The organism is Nonomuraea sp. NPDC050404, from assembly GCF_040655495.1.
GTDB lineage: Bacteria > Actinomycetota > Actinomycetes > Streptosporangiales > Streptosporangiaceae > Nonomuraea.
The window spans coordinates 34,879-58,223 of record NZ_JBFAKB010000026.1; the positions used below are offsets into that span (position 1 = coordinate 34,879).

Below are 23,345 nucleotides of genomic sequence, written 5' to 3' on the forward strand. Positions count from 1 at the left end.
GTGCGCGGGTGTGGGCGCATGCGGATCCGGGCAGCTCAGGTTGATGGTGAAGGATATCCCCAGCGGCGTGCGCGATCGCAACCGAGGCCAGTTCACGCGCCGTGTCGCGGGAGCACCACCTGCCCGTGCGGATCACCTCCGGCTCGCCCTCGCCGCCCCGCTCCTGAAGCGGGCGGCTTGCGCTGTGTGATGGTTCTCACAATATGAGATTTCGGGAAAAGTCCAGTTGGCCGGACAATGTCGCACTATGCGCCCTGGCGCTCGGGCGGGCCCCGTCCGCAGGGGCCATGCCGGGTGGGCGAACCACGTCCGTCGCGCGGGCCGATCGCGGCCGTCGCACCGAGGGTCGGTTTGGTTGTCGCGGGGAAAAGCACGCATGATGCACTCGTGCCGACTCTCAGCGACCTCGTAGCCCGCCACACCGCGCTTGACGAGGTGGATCTCGACTGGCTGCACTCGCTGGTCTCCGACTGGCAGTTGCTGGCCGACCTGTCCTTCGCCGACCTGATCCTGTGGGCGCCGCTGCTGGGGGAGAACGGCTGGATCGCCATCGCCCAGATGCGCCCCACGACCGGCCCGACCGTCTACCACGACGACATCGTCGGCACCGTCGCGGCCAGGGGCGAGCGGCACCTCATCGACACCGCATGGAACGAGCGCCGCATCTGCCGCGAGGGCGATCCCGACTGGTCCACCGGCGTGCCCGTGCGCGAGGAGACCATCCCGGTGCGCCGCGCGGTCGAGGGCGGCGAGGGCCGCTTCCTCGCGGTCATCCAGCGCTCCACGAACCTGTCCTCGGCCCGTACGCCGTCCCGCCTGGAGCTGACCTACCTGCAGAGCGCCTCCGACCTGGCGCAGATGGTGGCGGAGGGGCGCTTCCCGTTCTCCGGCGAGGAGCCGATCCTGGTGCGCTCGCCGCGCGTCGGCGACGGCCTGCTGCGCCTCGACCGGGCCGGGCGCGTCACCTACGCCTCCCCGAACGCCCTGTCCGCCTACCGCAGGCTCGGCCTGCACGCCGATCTGGTCGGCGCCGAGCTGGGCCGGGTCACCGCCACGCTGTGCTATTCGGACGAGCCGATCAACGAGGACCTCATGATCGTGGCCAGCGGGCGCGCGGCCAAGGAGACGGAGGTCGAGTCCGGCGGCACGATCGTGCAGCTGCGGGCCATCCCGCTGATCGTCGGCGGCGGCCGGATCGGCGCGCTGGTGCTCATCAGGGACGTCACCGAGCTGCGGCGGCGCGAGCGCGAGCTGATGACCAAGGACGCCACGATCCGCGAGATCCACCACCGGGTCAAGAACAACTTGCAGACCGTCGCCGCCCTGCTCAGGCTGCAGGCCAGACGTCTTCAGGTGCCCGAGGGCCGGGAAGCTCTGGAGGAGGCGGTACGCCGGGTCGGGTCGATCGCGATCGTGCACGAGACGCTCTCTCACGCGCCGGAGGAGTTCGTGGACTTCGACGAGATCGCGGACCGGGTGATCGCGATGGCGGGGGAGGTGTCCTCCCCTGAGGTGGCCGTCCTGCCCCGCAGGGTGGGGGAGTTCGGCGTGCTGCCCTCGCTGATCGCCACACCGCTGGCCATGGCGCTGACCGAGCTGTTGCAGAACGCGTTGCAGCATGGCCGGCCCAAGCGGCTGGAGGTACTGGTCGAGCCCGCGCAGGAACGGCTGAACGTGACCGTCATGGACGACGGGCAGGGCCTTCCCGATGGCTTCGACCTCGACACATCCACCAGTCTGGGGCTGCAGATCGTGCGAACGCTGGTGGAGGGGGAGTTGTCCGGGCGGCTCGCCGTCGAGCCGCGCCTGGAAGGCGGCACGGAGGTCGCGCTGTCGATCCCGCTCCCTGCCGGCTGACAGTTCAGAGCTGGCAGCTGAGAGCTGACGGTGTCGCGTGGAAGGGCGCGTGGAAGCCGGGGGCGTGCCGGTCGGAGACGTCAGGCAGTGGGTGTCGGACGGCGGTGTCCGACAATGGGTGTCCGACAGTGGGTCTTAGACAATGGGTCTTAGATAGCAGGTGTCAGGCGGTGAGGCGGGCGCGGGCGCGAGCGGTGCGGCGCTTGAGTGCGCGGCGCTCGTCCTCGCTCAGACCGCCCCAGACGCCGGCGTCCTGGCCGGACTCCAGGGCCCACTTCAGGCAGGCATCGACGGCCGGGCAGGAACGGCAGACCTGCTTGGCCTCCTCGATCTGCATGACTGCCGGACCGGAGTTCCCGATCGGGAAGAACAGCTCGGGGTCCACGTCACGGCAGGCAGCTCGGTGGCGCCAGTCCATGCGTTCACTCCTTAGTAGATGGAGCCTTTGGTCGGCTCCGTGCGGCTACTACTTTGTGAAGAGTTTCACTAACTCGCGCGAACAATTACCCGGATCCTGTGAGGACCGGGGTCGCCCGCCGACATCCGGAGGACCCTGGGGTTAAAGGTCCTACGTTCGGACGTCACGGTCGAGCCTGTCAGCCACGCAGAGTGCACGCAAGAGGGTTGGTGGGAAGTTTTGGCGGTTATGGATGTCGGATGCGTCACACAATGACCGAATGTAACCAGCTAGACCAGAACTTGTAACGCGTTCGGTGTAGAGCGGAATGTCACCGATTCGCGTTCGCCCAGGTAGTCCCCGTCCAGCTGAAAGGCCACGGGGCGGTCCGCCGTGAGGGTGAACTCGGGCTCGTCGTGGAGCTGTACGAGGTGCCGGCCGGACGGGAGGATGTCACTCTCCGTGAGTATGTGCCTGATCACTTTCGCGAGCGTCATGGGCCCCATCCGCCGCATCCCCAGCAGGTCCAGCCCCGTCTCGAAACCGGCCCACGGGGTGGGCCGCACCGGCTTGGTCCCGACGTACGTCCACGGCGAGGTGTTGGAGATGATCGCCATGAACACGCCCCCGCCGTCAGGGATCCCCGGGCCGGTCACGGTCATCGGCGCATGCCGCTTGTCCGTGGCCAGATAGTGCCGCAGAGCCGTGTTCACATACCGCGTAGGGGTAGCTTTACGCCCGGTGCCCCGCAGGCCCTCCACGGCCCGTACAACCTCTGCGTCGTATCCCATTCCCGAACAGAAGGTGAAGTATCGGCTCTGCCCCTCCCAAAGGGCCTGCCCCAGGCCGACGGTCCTGCGCCGGCCCTCCCGCAGCGCTTCAAGCACCTGACCGGTGGACTCCGTCGGGTCGTTCGGCAGCCCCAGCGCGCGGGCGAAGACGTTCGCGCTGCCGCCGGGGATGACGATGAGCCCCGGGCGGCCCGCGCTGGGGTCGCCGCCGGGCGGGATCTCCTCGCCGTTGACCGGGTTGAGCAGCCCGTTGACGGTCTCGTTGATCGTCCCGTCGCCGCCGAGCACCGCCACCACGTCGTAGCCCTTGGAACGAGCGGTGGCGGCCAGTGACGCTGCGTGACCGCGATAGCGGGTCTCTTCGACGGACAGGTCCACGGCCGCGCCGAGCGCGCGTATCAGCACGTCACGCGTGCGAGCGTTCGTGGTCGTGGCCTTGGGATTGACCAGCAGCATTGCGCGCATAGCGCCAGCCTAGCCGGTGATCATTGTCCGCCTTATCGGCCGAACGTCCCATTTCCCGGCCCGCCCGTCCCGAGAGGTAGGGTACGCAGTGTGAACGGTCGCCCGCTTACCCTCCTCATCGCCGCCGCGGTCGTCGCCCTCGAAGGGCTGATCGCGCTCGGGCTCGGCGTCTTCGTCGCGGTGGAGACCGTCACCGGGACACCGGCCGACATGACCACCGCGGTGGCCGAGGCGGTGTTCGGCCTGCTGATCGGCGCGGGCCTGCTCTGGGTGGCCGGGGGAGGGCTGCTGCGGCTGGAGCGGTGGGGGAGGTCGCCCGCCGTGCTGACGCAGATCTTCATGCTGCCGGTCGCCGGCACGCTGATCACCTCGAACCAGCCACAGCTCGGGATCCCACTGATCGTCGTGGCCCTGGCGGGTCTGGTGACCCTGTTGATGCCTCCGACCACGGAGGCGCTCTACGGCGACGAGGCTTCGGGCAACGCCTGAGGGCCTTGCGGGCTTCGGGCAACGCCCGAAGGTTTTGCCTCTTCGGGCAACGCCCGAAGGTTTTGCGACGGGTGGCCGGGCCACCCGCCGCGAGGTCGGCTTGGAACCACGTAACCGGGCAACTCGGGCTCGCGTGACGGCGGGCCACCGGTGAAGGGTCAGAGGCCGTTTCCTGGAGGGCCATCAGCCGGAGTGCGACGGGTGGCCGACCATGTCGCAGCGTAAAAGATCAGTCGTCTGCCGTGCGGCGGGTGCCGACCATGTCGCAGTGCAAAAGATCAGTCGTCTGCCGTAAGGCCCTCACGCAGCTGTGCCAGCGTGCGGGCAAGCAGGCGGGAGACGTGCATCTGTGAGATGCCCAGCTCGGTGGCGATCTGGGACTGCGTCATGTTGCCGAAGAAGCGCAGCAGCAGGATGCGCTTCTCGCGCGGCGGCAGCCGTTCGAGCAGCGGCTTGAGCGACTCGCGGTACTCGACGCCCTCCAGCGACTCATCCACGATGCCGAGCGAGTCGGAGACCGCCGGAGCGTCGTCGTCTCCCGAGTCGGGCGCGTCCAGCGACACCGTCGAGTACGCGTTGGCCGACTCCAGCCCTTCCAGCACCTCCTCCTCGGTCATCTTGAGGTAGGTGGCCAGCTCGGCCACGGTCGGGGCACGCCCCTCGCGCTGCGACAGATCGCTTATTGCCTTGGTCAGCGAGAGCTTCAGCTCCTGCAGGCGGCGCGGCACGCGGACCGCCCAGCCCTTGTCGCGGAAGTGCCGCTTGATCTCACCGACGATGGTGGGCGTGGCATAGGTGGAGAACTCCACGCCGCGGGCGAGGTCGAACCTGTCGATGGACTTGATCAGCCCGATCGTGGCGACCTGCGTGAGGTCGTCAAGCCATTCGCCCCTGTTACGGAAGCGGCGGGCCAGATATTCGACCAGGGGAAGGTGAAGCTCGACCAGCTCATCCCTGATGCGCTGGCGGCGCGGCTCCTCAGGGCCCAGCTCGGCCAGCTCGGCGAAGAGCATGCGGGCGCGGACCCTGTCGGGCACGGCGTGTTCGCTGGTGGCCATGGCTCCAGTCCTTTCCGTCACGCCGGCCTCGCCGCGCCTCGGCGCTTACGCAGGACGATCGCCATGCGGTCCGGGGAGTCGGTCACCGCGTCGACGTCGTCGGCCAGGGCGGTCAGCACCATCCAGGCGAAGTCGTCCCGCTTGGGAGCGGAGCTGCCGACGGTCGCCACCTCGACTCTGACCTGCATCTCCTGTCCGGTGAGCTCGAACTCCGCGGTCAGGTCGGTGCCCGGTACCGCCTCGGTCAGCAGCATCGCGCAGGCCTCATCGACCGCGATACGCAGATCCTCGATCTCGTCCAGGGTGAAGTCAAGCCGCGCCGCAAGGCCGGCGGTAGCCGTACGCAGCACAGACAGGTAGGCACTCGCCGCGGGGAGCCTGATGCTCACCACGTCACGGATGCCGGCCACGCCCTCCGCGCGCGTCTCGGTTTCCTCGGTCACGTTCCTCCTCGCGATTCCGACGCTGACTGCAACTTACCGCCCCTGAGAGGTGCTTGGACGATTCAGACTCGCCATCAACGGAAAAGGCTCTGCGCGGTCTGCCACCGCGCAGAGCCTTATGTGCCGTTTTAGGCGGCCTTGGTCTCCCAGAAGATCTTGGAGATTTCGTCGATCTTGCCCAGCAGATCCTCGGCCTTGGCGACGTCCACGGTGCCCTTGCCGCCCGCGGCGCCCGCGAGCTTCGTGGCGTCCCAGAACAGCTGGTGCAGCTGAGGGTACTGCTCAAGGTGCGGCGGCTTGAAGTAGTCGGTCCACAGCACCCAGAGGTGGTGCTTGACGAGCTCGGCGCGCTCTTCCTTGATGGTGATCGCGCGGGCGCGGAAGACCGGGTCCTCGTTCGCCGCGTACTTCTCCATGATCGCCTTGACCGACTCGGCCTCGATACGAGCCTGAGCGGGGTCGTAGACGCCACAGGGCAGGTCGCAGTGTGCGGAAGCGACATGCTTGGGTCGTAGCAGTCGTGCGAGCATCAGAAAGTCCTTCCTGGATGCTGAATCAGCTTGGTCCACAACCGACCTTACTCGTGTCGCAAGGACTGCGGAGTTGGGGGTCAACGCCTATGAGAGTGCGTGTCGAAGGGGATTCGATGCGGCCGTCGCTGGTTCCCGGTGACTGGCTGCTGGTACGCCGGGGGGCCACGGTGCATCCGGGCGACCTCGTGGTGGCCAAGCTTCCCGATGATCCCGATCAGCTCATAGTGAAACGGGCGCAGTGGCACGGGGCGGACGGGTGGTGGCTGGAGAGCGACAACCAGCGGGCCGGCGGGCGGCGGGACAGCTGGGACTTCGGGCCGGTCCAGGACATCGTGGGGCGCGTGGTGCTGCGTTACTGGCCTCTGAGGCCCCTGGGAAGGCGACGCCCGCGCTGAGGGCTCTCAGGGGCCTTCAAACGCCGTTCCTGAGGAGTTCCCCTGGATCAGGTGCCGTTCCTGCGGCGCGCGCGGAAGGCGGCCACGTTGGCGCGGCTGGCGCAGCGGGCCGAGCAGTAGCGGCGCGAGCGGTTGGAGGAGGTGTCCAGGAAGGCCAAGCCGCAGCGCGGGTCGCGGCACCGACCCAGCCGGTCCGCGCCCAGCTCGGCGACGACCGCGGCCAGGCCCATGACGGCGGTCGCGGCCGGATCCTCGGCCAGGTGCAGGTGCCAGCCGTGACCGTCGTGGTCGGAGAGCTGGGGGTGTACGGGATAGCGCGCCAGCAGGGCGTTGAGCCGCAGGGCCATGGCCTGCTCGTCGGCCGCCGCGTCGAAGACTGCGGCCAGCTCGTCGCGCAGCGGTACGAGCTCGGGTGGCGGGTCCGGGTCGTTGACCAGCCGGACCGCCCACTCGGCGTAAGAGGTCAGATCCATCCCAGTGTATTACACCAGAAGGCGGCGCCCCATGAGCGGATCCGCCCCGCCGGGCGGTCCTGTTGTGCGGGTGGTCCTCTGCTCTGTGCGGGTGGTCCTGTGCTCTGTGCGGGCGGCTCTGTGCTCTGTGCGGGCGGCTCTGTGCGGGAGTTGCCCGCGCAGAGCCGCCCGCCCTTCGCCGCTGCTACTCCTCGGGGTGCAGGACGCGGCGCAGGAACGAGCGGGTGCGTTCCTGCTGGGGTGCGCCGATCACCTGCGCGGGCGCGCCGTCCTCGACGACCACGCCGCCGTCCATGAACACGACCCGGTCGGCCACCTCGCGCGCGAAGCCCATCTCATGGGTGACCACGAGCATGGTCATCCCCTCCTCGGCCAGCTTGCGCATGACGGTGAGCACGTCGCCGACCAGCTCGGGGTCGAGCGCCGAGGTGGGTTCGTCGAAGAGCATCAGGCTCGGGCTCATGGCCAGCGCCCTGGCGATCGCGACCCGCTGCTGCTGGCCGCCGGAGAGCTGACCGGGCAACGAGTCGCATTTGTCGCCGACGCCGACCTTCTCCAGGTTGTCCCTGGCGATGACCTCGGCCTCACCTTTGCTCCTCTTGAGCACGCGCTGCTGGGCGATCATGACGTTCTGTAGCGCGGTCATGTGCGGGAACAGGTTGAACTGCTGGAAGACCATGCCGATGCGGCGGCGTACCGCGTCGATGTCCACGTCGAGGTCGGTGACCTCGACGCCCTCCACGAACACCTTGCCCTTCGTGGGTGTCTCCAGCAGGTTCACGCAGCGCAGCAGCGTGGACTTGCCCGACCCCGAAGGCCCGATGACGCAGACCACCTGGCCAGGGTCCACGGTCATGTCGATGCCCTTGAGCACCTCGTTCTTGCCGAAGTGCTTGTGCAGGTCGCGCAGTTCGATGGCGTGGGTGGTCATGGGGTCCTCCCCTTGCGTCCTTCCAGCCGGGACGCGAGGTAACCCAGAGGGATCGTGACGATCAGGTACGTCAGGCCGGCGACCATGATGGGCGTGGCGTTGGCGTGCTGGGAGGCCAGGTCGTTGCCGAACTTGGCCAGTTCGACGTATTCACCGGACACGCCGAGGAACAGCACCAGCGAGGAGTCCTTGAGCAGGGCCACGAACTGGTTGGTGGTGGGCGGGATGACCATCCTGATGGCCTGCGGGATCACCACCGTGACCTGGGCGCGGGTGGCGGACATGCCCAGCGACCTGGCGGCTTCCGTCTGCCCCTTGGGCACGGCCTGCAGGCCCGCGCGGAAGATCTCCGCCTGGTAGGCCGCGCCGACCAGGCCGAGGCCGAGGATGCCCTGTCCGTACGTGCCGCCCGGCACCTGGAAGCCCGGGAGCGCCAGCGGCAGGAACGTGATCAGCAGGAAGATCAGCAGCGCGGGCAGCCCGCGGAAGATCTCGATGTAGACGATCGCGATCCACCGGTAGGGCCGGACCTGCGAGAGCCGCATGAGCGCCAGCAGCAGGCCCGCCACGAAGGCGAGAACGAATCCCCCGACCGCGTAAATGATCGTGTTGCGCAGCGCGATGGTGAACAGGTCGGGCAGCGCCTCGGCCGCCACGTCGGCTTTGGCGAAGTTCTGTGCCAGGCTGGGCCAGTCGGCGTACAGCACGACGGCGACGAGCGCGGCTGCCAGTACGACGTACTGGACGCCCCGGCTGACCTGCTGCTTCTTCCGAGGGCTGAGCCTGGCGCGCCCAGGCTCAGCCGTCTTCGGCTGGTCGGCCATGGATCAGCCCAGCTCGCCGGGCTTCTTGCCGAACCACTTCACGTAGATCTTCTCGTAGGTGCCGTCCTGCTTGGCCTTGGCGATCTCCTCGTTGATCGTCTTCAGCAGGACCGGGTCGGCGCCCTTCTTCAGGCCGATGCCGTACTGCTCGCCGGTGTCGAGGCTGGTGATCAGCTCGAACTTCTCGGCGACCTCGGGCTTCTTCAGCCACGTGAGCACGACGGGCAGGTCCTGGACGATCACGTCTGCCTGGCCGGCCTGCAGGGCCAGCAGCTCCTTGGCGGAGTCGGCGTACTCGGTGACGTCGGGGAAGCCGTTCTTCTTGACGTATTCGAGGCCGGTCGTGCTGGCCTGGCCGCCCAGCTTGAGCCCCTTGGACTTGACGTCCGCCAGCGACTTGGCGCCGGTGCCCTTCTTGGCCAGCAGGGCCTGCGTGGCGTCGAAGTAGGGCTCGGAGAAGTCGATGTTCTTCTTGCGCTCGTCGGTGATCGTCATGCCGGCCGCGGCGACGTCGCACTTCTTGGCCGCCATGGCGGCGCCGCTCTTGATCACGGCGAAGTCGATGTCCACGATGTTCTGGGTCACGCCCAGCTTCTTCGCGGCCAGGTCGACGATGTCGACGTCGAAGCCCACGATCTTGCCGGTCTCGTCCTTGAACTGGAACGGCTCGTAGGGAATGTTCGTGCAGACCGTGAGCTTGCCCGGCTGCACCAGTTGTGCGCCGCCGGCGGCGGTGGCGGAGGTCGTGCCGGAGTCCGTGCCGCTTTCACTGCCGCACGCGGTCAGCGTGAGGGCAGCGGCCAAGGCGATGGCGCCGGCCGCGTAGCCTCGGCGGCCCTGGGGTCTGAGGGCCATGTGCGGCCTCCTCGTAGTGAAATGCCATGAAACTTGCGTTTTGTGCAGTTTAGATGGGCTTTTGTGGAGACCTGTCATCAGAGATTTAACGATGCGTCAACAGAACGGCGTCGGCCGCGACACCGAACACCATCTCACCATGTGGCACTATGGGGAGACGGGTGACCCCCGAACCCCCTCACGTGATGACCGGCGAGGGGGCACTGGCAGCTACCGAAGCCAGCCCGCTCGCGCTCGTCCGCCGAAGGTTTCTTCCGCTCCCGATGACTACAGGGGTCGCTGTGGCTGCCACGCCCGCGTCTGAATCCATCGAAACACCGGACCTGGATCCGGCCTTCGCACTGCACCGCGGAGGCAAGATCGAGATCCGTTCCACCGTTCCCGTCCGCGACGCCGCCGACCTGTCGCTGGCCTACACGCCCGGCGTCGCCCGGGTCTGCACCGCCATCGCCGACCAGCCCGCGCTGGCCGACGACTACACCTGGGTCTCCAACGTCGTCGCCGTCGTCTCCGACGGCACCGCCGTGCTCGGCCTGGGCGACATCGGCCCCGCGGCCGCCATGCCCGTCATGGAGGGCAAGGCGCTGCTGTTCAAGGAGTTCGCGGGCGTCAACGCCGTACCGATCTGCCTCGACTGCACCGACGTGGACGCGCTCGTCGAGACCGTCGTGCGCCTCGCGCCGTCCTTCGGCGGCATCAACCTGGAGGACATCAGCGCCCCCCGCTGCTTCGAGGTCGAGGACCGGCTGCGCGGCCTGCTCGACATCCCCGTCTTCCACGACGACCAGCACGGCACCGCCATCGTGGCGCTGGCCGCCCTGCAGAACGCGGCCCGCCTGACCGGCCGCTCGCTCGGCGACCTGCGGGCCGTGGTGGCGGGCGCCGGCGCCTCCGGCGTGGCCGTCACCCGCATCCTGCTGGAGGCGGGGATCGGCGACATCGCGGTCTCCGACTCCAAGGGCATGTTGTACGCGGGCAGGGAGGGCCTCAACCCCGTCAAGGAGGCGCTGGCCCGCGACACCAACCGCGCCGGGCTCACCGGCTCCACCGAGGAGGCCCTGGAGGGCGCGGACGTGTTCCTGGGGCTGTCCGGCTCGACGGTGTCCGAGCGGGCGATCGCGTCCATGGCCCCCGACGCCATCGTCTTCGCCCTGTCCAACCCGACGCCCGAGGTGCACCCCGACGTGGCGGCCAAGCACGTCAAGGTCGTGGCCACCGGGCGCTCCGACTTCCCCAACCAGATCAACAACGTGCTGGCCTTCCCCGGGGTGTTCCGCGGCGCGCTCGACGTGCGGGCCACCACGATCACCGAGAACATGAAGGTGGCCGCGGCCGACGCGCTGGCCGGGGTGGTGGGTGACGACCTGTCGGCGACGTACATCATCCCGAGCCCGTTCGACGATCGTGTCGCGCCGGCCGTGACGGCCGCCGTGGCCGCGCAGGCGCGCGCGGACGGCGTCGCACGCGTCTGAGCACGTCCAGGAGGGGTGGGCGGGGGTCTTTCGGCCCTCGTCCACCCTTTTTGCATTCCGGCCCAGCTCGCAGGCGCTTTCTGGTTACTTGGGTATTCCGTGGGTAGGTGGAGGCCCCGTCCAGGAGTTGCTGCCGCCTGCCTGACCATGAGCAGGCGCGGCGAGAAGTGTGGGATGGAGTAGGGGTGACCTTTGGGAACTGCCATAAATCCTTTACGCAAGGTGCTATAACAGTAGCTCTCTGTAATGATGTGGGCGCCGACTCCTGTGACGAGGAGAGCGATGGAACGCGAGCCGAATCGACTGCTGCAGCAGCTCATCGCAGAGGCGGGGTTTTCCCACAAGGGATTGGCCAGGCGCCTCAACGATCTGGGAGCTGCACGTGGCACACCGGGCCTGAAGTACGACCACAGCTCAGTGCTGCGCTGGATCGGCGGCCAACGGCCGCGCGATCCTGTGCCGTGCCTGCTCACCGAGATCTTCGCGCTCCGGCTGGGCCGGCCGATCACCTCGGAAGACCTGGGCATGCCGGCCATCACCACACCCCTCGATCTCGGACAGGAGTTCACGCACACGTGGCAGGAGGGGGTCGCGACCGTGACCGCGCTGTGGCGAGCCGACGTGGAGAGACGGAGGTTCCTGATCGACTCGACGTTCGCGATAGGAGCAGGCTCCGTAGGAGCCGTACGCTGGCTGACGTCCCCCTCTGAGGGACGCCCGAGCGGCACGGGAGCGCGGCGGGTGGGCCGCGCCGACATCGCCGCCATTCACGAGGTCACCCGATCCTTCGGTGAGCTCGACAACCGTTTCGGCAGCGGACGCGTCCGCTCGTCCGTGGTCAAGTACCTCGACACCGCCGTCTCACCCCTGCTCAAGGACGGCTCGTACGGCGAGTCAACCGGCAGGCAGCTGGCCGCGGCCGCCGCGGAGCTGACCCGCCTGGCGGGCTGGATGGCCTACGACATGGAGCAGCACGGCCTCGCCCAGCGTTACCTGATCCAGGCCCTGCGCCTGGCCAGGGGCGCCGACGATCACACGCTGGGCGGCGAGATCCTGGCCGGCATGGCGCACCAGGCCATCTACATGGGCCAGCCGGCCCACGCGCTCGACCTGGCCAGGGCCGCCCAGATGGCGGCACGCAAAGCCGGGGTGGAGACGCTGCTGGCCTCCGCGCACGTCCTGGAGGCCCACGCGCACGCCGGACTCGGCGACGCGCGCAGCTGCGGCCAGTCGCTGCACCAGGCCGAGTGCTCCTTCGATGCCCGCAAGCCCGCCGAGGAGCCCAAGTGGCTCAGCTACTTCGACGAGGCTTACCTGTCCGCGAAATTCGCCCACTGCTTCCGCGATCTCGGGGAGGGCGAGCGCGTCGTACGCCAGGCGCGGCGCTCGCTCGACATGGACTCGCGGTACGTGCGCGGGCGGATGTTCAACCTGTCGCTGCTGGCCGCCGGGCTGCTGCAGTGCGGGGAACTGGAGGAGGCGTGCTCGGCGGCGGCGGGCGCGCTGGCGCTGGCCAGTGAGCTGCAGTCGGCGCGGTCGCGGTCCTACGCGGCCGATCTGCGGCGACGGCTGGAGCCGTACAAGAACGAGCGGCCGGTGATGGCGCTGCGCGAGCGCACGCGGGAACTCACCGCCGTGTGATCGTTTCCGGGACGTGACCGTTCCCGGTCCGGACAGCGTGGTCCGGGCCGGGAACGTCCAGTCTTAGGGGTTACTTCAGCATCTCGCCGTTCGGGCCGACGATCGACTTGGTCGACGCGTAGTTGGCCTTGTTGTAGACGTCGGCGGTCTCGCCGTCGAAGATGGCCGAGCTGATGAAGTCGATGCGACCGTCACCGTTGTTGTCGCCGCCCACGCTGGTCACGCCGTTGACGTAACCGGAGCGCTTGCCGTTGTTGTACTTGATGAGCCACGGGCCACCGTCGGCGCCCTCGGTCATCGAGCACTTGAGCACCTGGTGGGTCTCCACCTTGAAGGTGTTGACCTGGTAGCTCTTGGTGTTGGTCTTGCCCGCGCACCACTTGGGCGTGGTGCCCGTGAACGGCTTGTCGCCGTCGGGGTGGGGGGCGCTCGGGTAGCCGAAGACCGTCACCTGCTGGCCGAGCGGCTGGTTCCAGGCCACGCCCTGACCGCCGACGGTGTCGCCGAGCCGGCCCGTGTCCTTGGCCGCGCCGACGATGAAGCCACCCTCGTAGTACTTACGCGCGGAGCCGGGCTTGACCCACTTCTGCGTGTAGTAGTGGGTGATCGTGTAGTTGCCCAGCTTGTCCGGGCCGGTGCCCTTCTCGCCCAGGCCGTTGTACGCCCGCCACTCGGTCGCGGTAACCGGCTCCTCCACGGGCGGGCCGAACTTGAAGCCCTGACCCTTGCCGACCTTGGCGGCCGCGTAGGTCTGCTTGGAGACCTCGTTCCTCTCCAGGACGGCCTCCGGGTGGTCGGGGCCGGCGAGCTCGGCGTCCTTCGGTCCCACGGACCAGCATTCGCCCAGGTTGAGCACGCACTTGCGGAACTCGGCGGCGGTGATCTCGCGGGGCTTGAGCCACTTCTCGCCCTGCCAGGCGGTCCACTCCTTGAGCGAGACCTCCTTGCTGCCCAGCGAGAAGCCGTTGTGCACCGCGACGAAGGCGTAGTCGCCGTCGTAGTCGTCGTAGGTGTCGAGGTCGTAGGGGGCGAACGCGTAAGCGCCCGCGTACACGCCCCACGGCGCCTTGCCCTGGTAGTAGCCGGGGATGAACACCCACTTGTCGTAGACGTTCTCCTTGCCGTTGTTCGCGAAGACGCAGTGGCCCGCGGTCGCGACCAGGTTGCGGTTCCTGGACTGGATGGACGTCGCCGAGCACCAGCGGGTCTTGCCCTCCTTGTCCAGGAAGAAGACCTTGCCGATGGTCTTGGGGATGTTGACGTTCGTGCTGGGGGCCGCCTTGGTGGCGGTGGTGGGGCCGGTCATGCCGGGCTTGCCGTCAGGGGCGCCCTTGCTCGCGCTGCCGACCAGCTTCGGCACCTGCTTGGTGTCCAGCGTGTACTGGGTGGCCTTACGGAGGGCGGCCCCGTTGGCGTCCAGCCAGAAGTTCGCGACACCGTACGCGTCGGCCGGCTTCGGCGCCAGGTCGTCTTTCGCCCAGCTCGGGGCGGCGGTGGCGGGGGCGGCGAGTACGGCGGCGGTCAGGCCGGCGGCGGCAAGGGGGAAGAGCAGGCGCTTCAAGGGGAGCTCCACAGTTGTCAAAAACGGTGTAAAAACCCTATCGACCCATGTGTCACTCGGGTAAGGGTATTCACAGATTTTTCACCAGAAACAGCCAAAAGGCCCGGCTGGATGCCGGGCCTCCTGGGTTACCGCTAGTGAACGCCGAACGAGTCGCTGTTCACGGTCTCTCTGTCGTACTTACTTGACGAGCTTGCCGGACCACGTCTGAGCGGCGTCGTAAACGGCCTTGGTCTCGCCGTCGAAGTAGGCGGAGGTGATCGTGTCGTAGCGCTTGTTCTTGTTGGTGTCCAGGATGAGGCTGGTGACACCGTTGACGTAGCCGAGACGCTTGCTGTTCAGGTAGTTGTAGAGCCACGGGCCACCGTCGTAGCCGCCGGTGACGGCGCACTTCAGGGAGACCTGCTCTTCGACCTTCTTCTCAGCAACCTGGTACGTCTTGTCGGAGGTCGCGCCGTAGCACCACTTCGGCGTCACGCCCGTGTAGGGCTTGTTGCCGTCGGGGTGCGCACCCTGCGGGTAACCGAAGGTGCGGACCTTCTTCTTGGTGGGCTGGTTCCACGCGAAGCCCTGGCCACCGACGTTGTCGCCGAGACGGCCAGCGCTCTTGAGGCCGCTGACGGTGACGTAGAAGTCGTAACGAACGTACTTCTTCGCCGAACCCGGCTTCTGCCACTGCTGCACGTAGTAGTGCGTGATGGTCCAGTTGCCACGGCTGTCCACGCGAACGTCGCCAGGAGCGTCGGCGTTCGGCACGAACACGTCCACCGGCGAGGGCAGCGGCGCGGGCGTGTCAGACTTCTTCTCCAGCCTCTTGTCGTCGGCCGGCAGCGTCGAAGGCTGAGGGGTGGGCGTGCTCTTGACCCTCTGCTTCTCGCGGTAGGTGTTGCCGTACTCCGCGGTGACCTGCTCGACCTCGGGCGCACCGTACTTGCGGCCGTTGCCCTTACCGGTCTTGGCCGCGCGGTACTCCGTCGCAGTGACTTCGTCCTTGACGACCACGGCGCCGGGGTAGTTCGGCCCGACCGGCTCAGCGTCGACCGGCTTGAGCTTCTTGTAGTAGTCGGCGGTCTCGGGGTTGCGGCTTCCCTCGTACCACTCCTTGCGGGAGACCTCAACTTCCTTGACCGACCTCGAGTTGCGGTCAGCCTTGCGCCACTCGGGGAAAGTGACCTTCTTCTCTTCCTTCAGCGTGCCACCGAGGGCGTCGTAGACGGTCACGAACGCGTAGTCGCGGTCGTAGTCCTCGTACACGGCGAAGTCGTAGTGGGTGAAGGCCTGCTTGCCGACGTACAGGCCCCAAGGGGTCTTGCCCTGGTAGTAGCCGGGCACGAAGACCCAGCGGGACACGACTTCCTTGTTGGCCGCGATGTCGTAGACGCAGTGACCGGCGGTGGCAACCAGGTTGCGGTACTTCGACTGGATCGAGGTACCGGAGCACCAGTACAGCTTGCCGTCGCGGCCCTCGAAGAACACCTTACCGATGGTCTTCGGCAGGTTGACGTTCTGCGTCTTCGCGGTGGACTTCTTCTCCTCGCCAATGGGGGCAAGCGAGCCCGGCTTGGTGTCGGAGGAATAACCGCCGCTGGTGACGACCTTGTCGACCTCGAGCGCGTCGGGGCTGAAAGCCACGGCGCCCTTGAGGGCGGCGTTGTTGGACTTGGTCCAGAACTCCACGACCTCCTGCGCCTGAGCTTCGGTCTTCGCCAGCTCGGCGTTGTGGATCGTGTCGTCAGCCTGAGCGGTGCCGGCCAGGCCGGCGGCCAGGAGACCGGTGGCCAGAATGGCGCCACCGGCGGGGAGGAGGATGCGCTTCACGGTAACTCCTTGCGCTGTCGTGGAACGCCTCTTGCGTCCCATGCGTCAGTAAAGGGATGGCAGGAACATACAGTCTCGATCTTGAAGTCCGGTAGCCGCTTTGGAATGAAAAGATGCGACAAGCCGGGGCGTGATCGTTCTGTGATGTTTGAACAGCTGATCCCTAGGAGTTACGGAAGGTCGGCCTCGTCACCGTTTGCCCTGATCAACATAAACGAGTGATCAGTGTGACTCGCGGGACGGCGGCGTCCTCCTGGTCCGGCTCAGAGAAGCCGGTGTGACGCAGATCACATCACTTTGGTGGCACCGTATCGGGCTCCCATACGTCAAAACGCCTTCAGATTCGGTCGGAAAAGCAGAAGGGCCCGGCAGGATGCCGGGCCCCACGCTCGTAACGGTTATACGAACGGTCTAGGACCGGTCGCTATCCGCTACTTAGACAACCTTGCCGGACCAGGCGGCAGCGGCGGCCTTGTAGACGGTGTTCGTCTCGCCGTCGAAGTACGGCGACGAGATGTAGTCAACGCGGCCGTTCTTGTCCTGGTCGTTGAAGGTGCTGGTGACACCGTTCACGTAACCGAGGCGCTTGCTGTTCAGGTAGTTGTACAGCCACGGGCCACCGTCGGCACCCTCGGTGAAGGCGCACTTGAGGGCCACGTGCTCCTCGATCTTCTTGGCAGCCGAACCGACCAGCTTCTTCGTGGTGGTGCCGTAGCACCACTTCGGAGTGATGCCGGTGTAGTTCTTGTTGCCGTCGGGGTGAGGAGCGGCCGGGTAACCGAACACGCGCACGGCCTTGCCGGTCGGCTGGTTCCACGCGAAGCCCTGACCGCCGACCGCGTCACCCAGACGACCAGCGTCCAGGGTCTTGTGGTCGATGATGTAGAAGACGGTCTTGAAGTACTTCGTGGAGGAACCGGCCTTGTACCACTGCTGCACGAAGTAGTGCGTGATGGTCCAGTTGCCGCGGCTGTCCTTGGCGACCGTCGCCGGGTACTCGTCGCGGTCCTTGGCCGCATCGGCCTTGTACTTAGCGGCGGCGGCGGCGGTCACGTTCTCGACGACGGGCTCACCGAACTTGAACCCGTTGCCCTTGCCGACGCCGGCGCGGTCGTACCGACCCTTGCGGACCTCGACCTTGCCGAGCTGGGCGCCCGGGAAGTCGGGGCCGGTCGCCTCGTCCGCGGTGCCTTCCTGGATCCAGAAAGCCTCGGAGGAGGTGGGGTCGAGAACGCCCTTGCGGAACTCGTCCGCGCTGATCTCAACGTCCTTGGCGTCCTTGAGACCGGTGTACTTGTCCCACTCAGCCTTGGAGACGTTCTTGCTGCCCTCGCCACCGTCGACCTTGACGCCGTTGTAGACGGTCACGAACGCGTAGTCGCGGTCGTAGTCCTCGTAGACGTTGAAGTCGTAGTGGGTGAAGGCCTGCTTGCCGACGTAGACGCCCCAAGGAGCCTTGCCCTGGTAGTAACCGGGGACGAAGACCCACTTGTCCATGACGTCAGCGTTGGCGCCAGTGTCGTACACGCAGTGACCGGCCGTGGCGACCAGGTTGCGGTACTGCGACTGGATCGAAGTGGCGGAGCACCACTTCTTCTCGCCCTTGCCGTTGACGAAGAACACCTTGCCGATGGTCTTCGGCAGGTTGACGTTCTGGGTCTTGGAGGTGGTCTTCTTCTCCTCGCCGATCGGAGCAGTCGAGCCCGGCTTGGTGTCCGAGCTGTAGCCGCCCTTGGTCTCGAGCTTGGAGACGTCAGCCTTCGTCCAGATGTCGGACTGGGTGGCAGCCTTCAGGGCCGCACCGTTGTTCTCCGCCCAGAACGCGGCAATGGCGTTGGCGTTCGCCGCGCTCGTCGCCAGGTCCTTCTTGGCGATGTCGCTGTCGGCGGAGGCCGTACCGGCGAGGCCGGCGGCCAGAAGACCGGTGGCCAGGAGGGCGCCACCGGCGGGGATGAGGATGCGCTTCAAGGGAACTGCTCCTTGCTCTGTCGTGGGACGCATGTTGCGTCCCATGCGTCAGTAAAGGGATAGCAAGGAACATAGCGTGGTGATCTCTGCAGGTGAAACCCGCTTTGGGATATCCGGTAGACGCCCTTACCGCTGTGACCTTTCTGTGACCTGTCAGAGACATTCGCGCGTTGTGATCGGAGGATCACGTTTTTGCAGGGTATGGACGGGTTGTTACTCGTGGGACTGAAGTGCCGTTAGGGTAGTGTCACGCTCTGTGGTCGCTTGATCGTGACTCAGATCACAGGAACCAGATTTACGCCAGCCCCGTCTAAGATGCTCATTTCTCACAGGTGATCTTGAGATTCGTGCCTCGGACGTTCAGAAACGCCCGGTTTTGCGGGCTTCGCGGCGGCGCGGGGAAGGGTCTTCGGGCTCGCTTCAGACGCTCGGGAGGCCGGCCATGTCGGGCCGCGGTCGTCAGAGCGGATCCCCAGAATCGCCACGGCTCTTGAGGCTCTTCAGGCCCTCCCAGGCCGCACGGCGAGGCCGCGCGGGCCTTGGAAGCCCGCTACGCCTGTCAGCCCGGCTGACAAGGCCCCTGCCTTCTGCCGCCCCCGCCAAGGGCGCCCTGCCGACGCGGTCGGAGACGCGCACGTCGGTCCTGAGGGCGAGGGTCGGTCGTGGCCCCACCATCCGGGGGCGGCCCATAAATACCAAGGCGAGGGCCCCGATGTTCCGAGGCCCTCGCTTTCCCCTGGTAGGGCTTACTTGTGCAGCTCGCCGAGCGGGCCCACGTGGCCGCGTTGCAGACCGCGGAGGTTTCCGTCTCGCCGGTCGGCGTGGTGGTGCCGGGCGGCCGTCGGGGTCGGCGCCGCCCTTGGAGAAGACAGGTCGTGCTGATATGCGGGTGCCTGTCGCATCCCAAACTCAGCAAACGGACAGCCCGGAACCTACAGGTTTGACTGTGGCTGTGTGAGTCGCCGGAGGATCGTGTCAACGTTCCAAAGCGTGACCGTGACCTTGCCGAGATGCGAAACCGGCTGATCGCGCCCAGTGGCCGGGCGGACGCTGTGACTTACATCACTTTTACGAGCGTCGGGATCGCCGCGGCGCGGCGGTAGACCTCTCCGGTGGTGGTGTCGAAGTACGGCGCCGACACCGAGTCATAGCGGCCCTTGGCGTCCCGGTTCCAGGTCAGGCTGTTGACGCCGTTCAGGTTGCCGAGCCTGCGGGACTCGTCCCAGTTGACCATCCACGGGCCGCCGCTGGCGCCCGCGCTGAAGTCGCAGGGCTGCAGCTCGACACCCTTCTGCAGGTCGCGGCTCGGGGCGACGGTGTAGCGGGTGCCGCCCTGGCACTGGTACCTCTTGGTGCCGTTGTACGGCTGCGACCCGTCAGGCTGCGCCCCCGCGGGGTAGCCGAACGCGGTCGCCGTGTAAGTGCCCGGCTTCTTGTTCAGTTCGAGCCCCTGGCCGCCCACGTTGTCCTGGAGCCGGCCGACGTCCCGCATGGTGTAGGCGCCGTCCTTGGGGACCCAGGTGAAGCCGCGGTGCACGGTCACGAACGCGTAGTCGTAGTCGTAGTCCGCCTTGCCCGACCAGTCCTCGTGCACGCTGACCGAGGCGCCCACGTAGATGCCGTCAGGCGTCTCGCCGTTGGGGCCGGGGTTGGGCACGAAGATCCAGTAGTCGGCGGCCCTGGCCTGGTAGGAGTCGTACGCGCAGTGCCCGGCCGTGGCCACGACGCTGCGGTTTCTGGCCGCGACCGAGCTGGCGGAGCACCAGTACTCCTTGTCCCCGAACCGGAAGAAGACCTTGCCCATGGTCTTGGCGGCGGTGGACTTGCGCGGCAGCCGGGCCGGCACGGCAGCCGCGGCGGTCGACTTCTTGATCGCGGCGACGGACGCGGCGGGGGCGGCGGCAGCGGCGGTGGCCGAGGAGGTCGTCGAGGAGCCGGGTGTGGCGGGGGTGTAGAGGTCCGCCTTCTTGAGGCGGTCGGGCTGCCAGTATTCGGCGACCCGCTTGACGTCCGCGGCGGTCTTGGCCAGCGGGACGTCCAGCACCTTGCTGGCGGGCGCGGTCGTGGTGCGGGCGGCGGGAGCGGCGTGGGCGACCCCGGTGAAGGCCCCCGTGAGGACAGGCAGCATCAGTAGCGCGCTGCTGAGGGCAGCGGCCACGGAGTGCCTGGCTCGGGGGATCATGAAATGCCTTTCTTGGGGTCGTAAGGGTGGATTTTTCCAGATGTACAGACGGTATTGCAGCTTGGATAGAGATTCGTTACCAGATCAAGCGTGCATCGTGAACTATAAGGATGTCGTCAGCCGAACGCTTCCGATACGCGTAAATGATCATTAGATGTGGTCGTTCCCGCAGGTCCAGGCCGGGTTCGGTTGATCTTCGGATGGGCGGAATTGCACACACTCGTCGGCCGCATTCGCCCGGCTCCAGTGGCGAAGGACACGTCGCCGCCCTCCATTCCGCCCCCAAGGAGTGGCCCCGGATCCTCTCGGAACCGGGGCCTGGGGTGCCAACTTGATCACCGCATGTTGCCGGTCCAGCGGTTGGCCGCCGCCTTGTAGACCTTGTAGGTGTCGGTGTTGAAGTAGGGCGAGGAGATGTGGTCGTAACGGTCGTTGCCGTCGGTGTCCCACGCGACGCTGTTGACGCCGACGAGGTAGCCGGTGCGCGATGAGCTCTTGTAGTTGTGCAGGAAGGGCCCACCGCTCGCGCCGTCGGTGAAGGAGCACTTGAAGCCGATGTGCTCCTGCAGGTTGTACTTGCGGGCCTCGGGCATCGGCTTGGTCTTGCCGTAGCAGAACTTCATCGTGCGACCGGTGTACGGGGTGTCGCCGTCGGGGTGGTCGCCGGCCGGGTAGCCGAAGGAGAACACGTTCAGCTTCGTCTTCTGGTTCCAGGTGAAGCCCTGGCCGCCGACGTTGTCGCCGAGCCGGCCGACGTTCTTGACGGTCCACTTCCAGCGGCGGTCCTGCTTCGCCCAGTCGACCTTGATGCCGTTGAAGACGTTGACGAACGCGTAGTCGAAGTCGTAGTCCTCCTTCACCACGAAGTCGTCGTGCGCGTTGAAGGTCTTGGCGGCGTAAATGCCGTAGGGGGCCTTGCCGTTCCAGACCTTGTCGCCGTCCCAATACGACGGGATGAAGATCCAGTTGTCGTAGAAGGTGTTCTTCTTGGTGTCGTACACGCAGTGGGCGGAGGTCGCCACGAGGTTGCGGTACTTGCTCTGCACCGAACTGGCCGAGCAGTACCGCCAGTTCTCCGGATCGCGCCAGTCGGCCCTCGGCAGCGTGAAGAAGACGCGGCCGACGGTGTTGGGCAGGTTGACGTGCTTGCTCTTCTTGGACTTCGTCTTCTCCGCGCCGATCGGCGGGACGGACCCGGCCGGTCCGTCGGGGGTGTCGTTGCTGCCCTTGACCCCCTTGGAGGACAGGTCGACGCCGTCGTCGTAGTCGGTGGCGGCCTTGATGCGGTCCGGCGTCCAGAACTGGATGGCCTGCTCGGCGGGGGTGCCGGAGTTCTTGGAGATGACGTCGGACGGGAGGGTGGTCGCACTGGCCGTGACAACGCTGATCATTCCTGTCGCCAGACCGATGGCCACCAGGCCGGCGAGGGGGATCGCGATGCGCCTTGCTCGGGAATACATGGTGCTCCTCTCAGCTTTCGGCGGCCCAGAGCGGGGTACTGCGCCCCGGATGGGCCAGGAAAACGTTCGGAACGTTAATGAAGAGCGCGATCCGGCGACCAGGAAACGACGTTAAAAGGCATGAGCCGGTTCCATTCCGTTATAGAAATAGCGAATTCGCATGTATTCCTGGTCGGCATCTGCGCAGGTGGTGGCCGGGTTGAATTTTCTCTGGCCACAGCGGTAACGCCAATTATCAAACGCCACTCCTTAACAACCGAGCGATGTTCTGGTTGGCTGTGTTCATGGATCCACGCACCCCCTGCCTCATTGGCATCGCGCAGCGCACCGTTCGTGAGCAGCCCGGTCCGGAACCGCTCGACCTGTGGGAGTCCGTCGCCCGCGAGGCCGCCGCCGACGCCCGCCTGCCCGCCGGGCGGCTCGACTCGATCCAGGTCGTCTACACCGACTCCTGGCAGTACGACTCGCCGGTCGGCCGCCTCGCGGAACGCCTCGGCGCCGCCCCCCGCCACCGGGTCTACTCCAAGGTCGGCGGTACGGCTCCGCAACTGCTCATCGGCGCGGCGGCGGCCGCCATCGCGGCGGGGGAACTGGACTCGGCGCTGGTCGTCGGGGCCGAGGCGCTGGCCACGCGCAGGGCGTACAGGAAGGCGGGCGAGCACGTGCCGTGGAGTCACGCCGCCGACCCCAAGCCCCCGTACGGCTGGGAGCGCCCGCCGCATCCGGCCGCGCTCGCGCACGGGTTGTTCCTGCCGGTGCACACCTATCCGATCATGGAGACGGCGCGGCGGGCGGCGGCCGGGGTCACGATCGAGGGGGAGATGCGCGAGCGGGCCCTGATCATGGCGCCGATGACGGAGGTGGCGGCGGCGAACCCGTACGCCTGGCGCAGGACCGCGCGCACCCCCGCCGAACTCGCCGACGGCGACCGCTTCGTCGGCTGGCCCTACACCTCGGGCACGGTGGCGGTGCTGGAGGTGGACCAGGCGGCGGCCGTCATCCTGGCCTGCTCGGAGCTGGCCGACCGGCTGGGGGTGCCCCGGGAGCGGCGGGTGTACCTGCGCGGATGGGCGTACGCGGAGGACACCTGGGAGGTGGCGGCGCGGCCCTCGCTCGGCTCGTCCCCGGCCATCGCCGCCGCCGCGCGGGCCGCCTTCGAACGGGCGGGGCTGGGGCTGGGCGACATGCACGCGCTGGACCTGTACAGCTGCTTCGCGATCGCGCTGCGGCAGGCGTGCGACGCGATCGGGCTCGACCCGCTGGACCCGCGCGGGCTCACGGTCACCGGCGGGCTGCCGTACGCGGGCGGGCCGGCCAGCGACTACGTCCTGCACTCGACGGCCACGATGGCGGGGCTGCTGCGGGCGCAGTCGGGGCACGGGCTGGTCACCGGGGTGGGGATGCATCTGACCAAGCACACCTACGCGGTGTGGTCGAGCGAGCCCGGCGGGCGGCTGGGGGATGCGGGGCCGGTGCACGTGGCCCGTGAGGTGCCGGTCGTGGGGGCCTTCGAGGGGGAAGGGGTGGTGGCCGGGTACACGGTGGCGCATGGGCGGGAGGGCGAGTTCGAGAAGGGGTTCGCCGTGGTGGACGTGCCCGGGGGACGGGCCTATGCGGTGGTGGAGGACGAGTCGTTGCTGGCCGAGGCGGAGTCGGCGGAGATGGTGGGGCGGTCGGTGCGGGTCGTTTCTGACGGAAAGGTCAATGTGACCTCGTGGTAAGGCCATAATCA

Annotated in this window: 20 protein-coding genes; 6 read left to right on the plus strand and 14 right to left on the minus strand. The window is 67.3% G+C overall.

The window, feature by feature from the left end; translation table 11 throughout:
* Positions 1 to 387: 387 nt before the first annotated feature.
* Positions 388 to 1,857 (plus strand): histidine kinase N-terminal domain-containing protein, encoded by a 1,470-nt coding sequence (locus AB0I81_RS48195; RefSeq protein WP_360673057.1) that lies wholly within the window; start codon positions 388 to 390, stop codon positions 1,855 to 1,857.
* Positions 1,858 to 2,020: 163 nt separating this feature from the next.
* Here AB0I81_RS48195 and AB0I81_RS48200 read toward each other — a convergent pair whose 3' ends face one another.
* Both AB0I81_RS48200 and AB0I81_RS48205 read right to left on the minus strand, forming a co-directional pair.
* Positions 2,021 to 2,275, minus strand: a complete 255-nt coding sequence (locus AB0I81_RS48200; RefSeq protein WP_360673060.1) for a WhiB family transcriptional regulator — start codon at positions 2,273 to 2,275, stop codon at positions 2,021 to 2,023.
* Positions 2,276 to 2,544: 269 nt separating this feature from the next.
* On the minus strand, positions 2,545 to 3,510 hold the full coding sequence (locus tag AB0I81_RS48205) for a diacylglycerol kinase family protein (RefSeq protein WP_360673063.1): 966 nt from the start codon (positions 3,508 to 3,510) through the stop codon (positions 2,545 to 2,547).
* A gap of 90 nt (positions 3,511 to 3,600) precedes the next feature.
* On the opposite strand from AB0I81_RS48205, the gene AB0I81_RS48210 reads away from it, so the two are divergent.
* Positions 3,601 to 3,999 carry a hypothetical protein gene (locus AB0I81_RS48210; RefSeq protein WP_360673066.1) on the plus strand — a complete coding sequence of 133 codons (399 nt, stop codon included), beginning with the start codon at positions 3,601 to 3,603 and terminating at the stop codon, positions 3,997 to 3,999.
* 278 nt (positions 4,000 to 4,277) lie between these two features.
* Here AB0I81_RS48210 and AB0I81_RS48215 read toward each other — a convergent pair whose 3' ends face one another.
* The 3 genes from AB0I81_RS48215 to sodN all read right to left on the minus strand — a co-directional run bounded on the left by AB0I81_RS48215 (position 4,278) and on the right by sodN (position 6,030).
* Positions 4,278 to 5,057: an RNA polymerase sigma factor SigF gene (locus tag AB0I81_RS48215; RefSeq protein WP_360673069.1), complete on the minus strand. Its 780-nt coding sequence runs from the start codon at positions 5,055 to 5,057 to the stop codon at positions 4,278 to 4,280.
* A 17-nt stretch (positions 5,058 to 5,074) separates the two neighbouring features.
* Positions 5,075 to 5,500 (minus strand): anti-sigma factor, encoded by a 426-nt coding sequence (locus tag AB0I81_RS48220; protein WP_103964689.1) that lies wholly within the window; start codon positions 5,498 to 5,500, stop codon positions 5,075 to 5,077.
* 128 nt (positions 5,501 to 5,628) lie between these two features.
* The gene (sodN, locus tag AB0I81_RS48225; RefSeq protein WP_360673072.1) at positions 5,629 to 6,030 is read right to left on the minus strand and encodes a superoxide dismutase, Ni; all 402 of its coding nucleotides are present in this window, start codon (positions 6,028 to 6,030) and stop codon (positions 5,629 to 5,631) included.
* 89 nt (positions 6,031 to 6,119) lie between these two features.
* Here sodN and AB0I81_RS48230 point away from each other — a divergent pair, with 89 nt between their 5' ends.
* Positions 6,120 to 6,428: a S24 family peptidase gene (locus AB0I81_RS48230; protein WP_360673075.1), complete on the plus strand. Its 309-nt coding sequence runs from the start codon at positions 6,120 to 6,122 to the stop codon at positions 6,426 to 6,428.
* A 47-nt stretch (positions 6,429 to 6,475) separates the two neighbouring features.
* On the opposite strand, the gene AB0I81_RS48235 is transcribed toward AB0I81_RS48230, so the two are convergent.
* From AB0I81_RS48235 to AB0I81_RS48250, 4 genes are all read right to left on the minus strand, one after another.
* Entirely contained in the window at positions 6,476 to 6,901 is a 426-nt protein-coding gene (locus AB0I81_RS48235) for a CGNR zinc finger domain-containing protein (RefSeq protein ID WP_360673077.1), read from the minus strand.
* A 184-nt stretch (positions 6,902 to 7,085) separates the two neighbouring features.
* Complete coding sequence (locus AB0I81_RS48240) at positions 7,086 to 7,832, minus strand: amino acid ABC transporter ATP-binding protein (protein ID WP_360673080.1); 747 nt, start codon at positions 7,830 to 7,832, stop codon at positions 7,086 to 7,088.
* Positions 7,829 to 8,656, minus strand: coding sequence for an amino acid ABC transporter permease (locus AB0I81_RS48245; protein ID WP_360673083.1), 828 nt, complete (start codon positions 8,654 to 8,656; stop codon positions 7,829 to 7,831). The genes AB0I81_RS48240 and AB0I81_RS48245 overlap by 4 nt, the downstream gene beginning before the upstream one ends.
* A 3-nt stretch (positions 8,657 to 8,659) precedes the next feature.
* Entirely contained in the window at positions 8,660 to 9,511 is an 852-nt protein-coding gene (locus AB0I81_RS48250) for an ABC transporter substrate-binding protein (protein WP_360673086.1), read from the minus strand.
* A gap of 263 nt (positions 9,512 to 9,774) precedes the next feature.
* Here AB0I81_RS48250 and AB0I81_RS48255 point away from each other — a divergent pair, with 263 nt between their 5' ends.
* Positions 9,775 to 10,983, plus strand: a complete 1,209-nt coding sequence (locus tag AB0I81_RS48255; protein WP_360673088.1) for an NADP-dependent malic enzyme — start codon at positions 9,775 to 9,777, stop codon at positions 10,981 to 10,983.
* A 282-nt stretch (positions 10,984 to 11,265) separates the two neighbouring features.
* Entirely contained in the window at positions 11,266 to 12,624 is a 1,359-nt protein-coding gene (locus AB0I81_RS48260) for a hypothetical protein (protein WP_360673091.1), read from the plus strand.
* A 70-nt stretch (positions 12,625 to 12,694) separates the two neighbouring features.
* On the opposite strand, the gene AB0I81_RS48265 is transcribed toward AB0I81_RS48260, so the two are convergent.
* From AB0I81_RS48265 to AB0I81_RS48285, 5 genes are all read right to left on the minus strand, one after another.
* Positions 12,695 to 14,185, minus strand: a complete 1,491-nt coding sequence (locus tag AB0I81_RS48265; RefSeq protein ID WP_360673094.1) for a hypothetical protein — start codon at positions 14,183 to 14,185, stop codon at positions 12,695 to 12,697.
* Positions 14,186 to 14,365: 180 nt separating this feature from the next.
* On the minus strand, positions 14,366 to 16,003 hold the full coding sequence (locus AB0I81_RS48270) for a hypothetical protein (protein ID WP_360673097.1): 1,638 nt from the start codon (positions 16,001 to 16,003) through the stop codon (positions 14,366 to 14,368).
* Positions 16,004 to 16,438: 435 nt separating this feature from the next.
* Positions 16,439 to 17,971 (minus strand): hypothetical protein, encoded by a 1,533-nt coding sequence (locus AB0I81_RS48275; protein ID WP_360673099.1) that lies wholly within the window; start codon positions 17,969 to 17,971, stop codon positions 16,439 to 16,441.
* A gap of 1,057 nt (positions 17,972 to 19,028) precedes the next feature.
* Positions 19,029 to 20,099 carry a trypsin-like serine protease gene (locus AB0I81_RS48280; RefSeq protein WP_360673102.1) on the minus strand — a complete coding sequence of 357 codons (1,071 nt, stop codon included), beginning with the start codon at positions 20,097 to 20,099 and terminating at the stop codon, positions 19,029 to 19,031.
* Between the two features lie 389 nt (positions 20,100 to 20,488).
* The gene (locus tag AB0I81_RS48285; RefSeq protein ID WP_360673105.1) at positions 20,489 to 21,613 is read right to left on the minus strand and encodes a serine protease; all 1,125 of its coding nucleotides are present in this window, start codon (positions 21,611 to 21,613) and stop codon (positions 20,489 to 20,491) included.
* Positions 21,614 to 21,876: 263 nt separating this feature from the next.
* Between AB0I81_RS48285 and AB0I81_RS48290 the strand changes: the two genes are divergently transcribed.
* Positions 21,877 to 23,334, plus strand: a complete 1,458-nt coding sequence (locus AB0I81_RS48290; RefSeq protein ID WP_360673108.1) for an acetyl-CoA synthetase — start codon at positions 21,877 to 21,879, stop codon at positions 23,332 to 23,334.
* The last annotated feature ends 11 nt before the right edge of the window (positions 23,335 to 23,345 follow it).

Excerpts from the sequence above, each read along its gene's own strand:
- AB0I81_RS48200 (WP_360673060.1), bottom strand. The coding sequence starts at position 2,275 with ATGGACTGGCGCCACCGAGCTGCCTGCCGTGACGTGGACCCCGAGCTG.
- AB0I81_RS48205 (WP_360673063.1), bottom strand. The coding sequence starts at position 3,510 with ATGCGCGCAATGCTGCTGGTCAATCCCAAGGCCACGACCACGAACGCT.
- AB0I81_RS48215 (WP_360673069.1), bottom strand. The coding sequence starts at position 5,057 with ATGGCCACCAGCGAACACGCCGTGCCCGACAGGGTCCGCGCCCGCATG.
- sodN (WP_360673072.1), bottom strand. The coding sequence starts at position 6,030 with ATGCTCGCACGACTGCTACGACCCAAGCATGTCGCTTCCGCACACTGC.
- AB0I81_RS48230 (WP_360673075.1), top strand. The coding sequence starts at position 6,120 with ATGAGAGTGCGTGTCGAAGGGGATTCGATGCGGCCGTCGCTGGTTCCC.
- AB0I81_RS48235 (WP_360673077.1), bottom strand. The coding sequence starts at position 6,901 with ATGGATCTGACCTCTTACGCCGAGTGGGCGGTCCGGCTGGTCAACGAC.
- AB0I81_RS48240 (WP_360673080.1), bottom strand. The coding sequence starts at position 7,832 with ATGACCACCCACGCCATCGAACTGCGCGACCTGCACAAGCACTTCGGC.
- AB0I81_RS48245 (WP_360673083.1), bottom strand. The coding sequence starts at position 8,656 with ATGGCCGACCAGCCGAAGACGGCTGAGCCTGGGCGCGCCAGGCTCAGC.
- AB0I81_RS48250 (WP_360673086.1), bottom strand. The coding sequence starts at position 9,511 with ATGGCCCTCAGACCCCAGGGCCGCCGAGGCTACGCGGCCGGCGCCATC.
- AB0I81_RS48255 (WP_360673088.1), top strand. The coding sequence starts at position 9,775 with ATGACTACAGGGGTCGCTGTGGCTGCCACGCCCGCGTCTGAATCCATC.
- AB0I81_RS48260 (WP_360673091.1), top strand. The coding sequence starts at position 11,266 with ATGGAACGCGAGCCGAATCGACTGCTGCAGCAGCTCATCGCAGAGGCG.
- AB0I81_RS48280 (WP_360673102.1), bottom strand. The coding sequence starts at position 20,099 with ATGCTGCCTGTCCTCACGGGGGCCTTCACCGGGGTCGCCCACGCCGCT.
- AB0I81_RS48285 (WP_360673105.1), bottom strand. The coding sequence starts at position 21,613 with ATGTATTCCCGAGCAAGGCGCATCGCGATCCCCCTCGCCGGCCTGGTG.
- AB0I81_RS48290 (WP_360673108.1), top strand. The coding sequence starts at position 21,877 with ATGTTCTGGTTGGCTGTGTTCATGGATCCACGCACCCCCTGCCTCATT.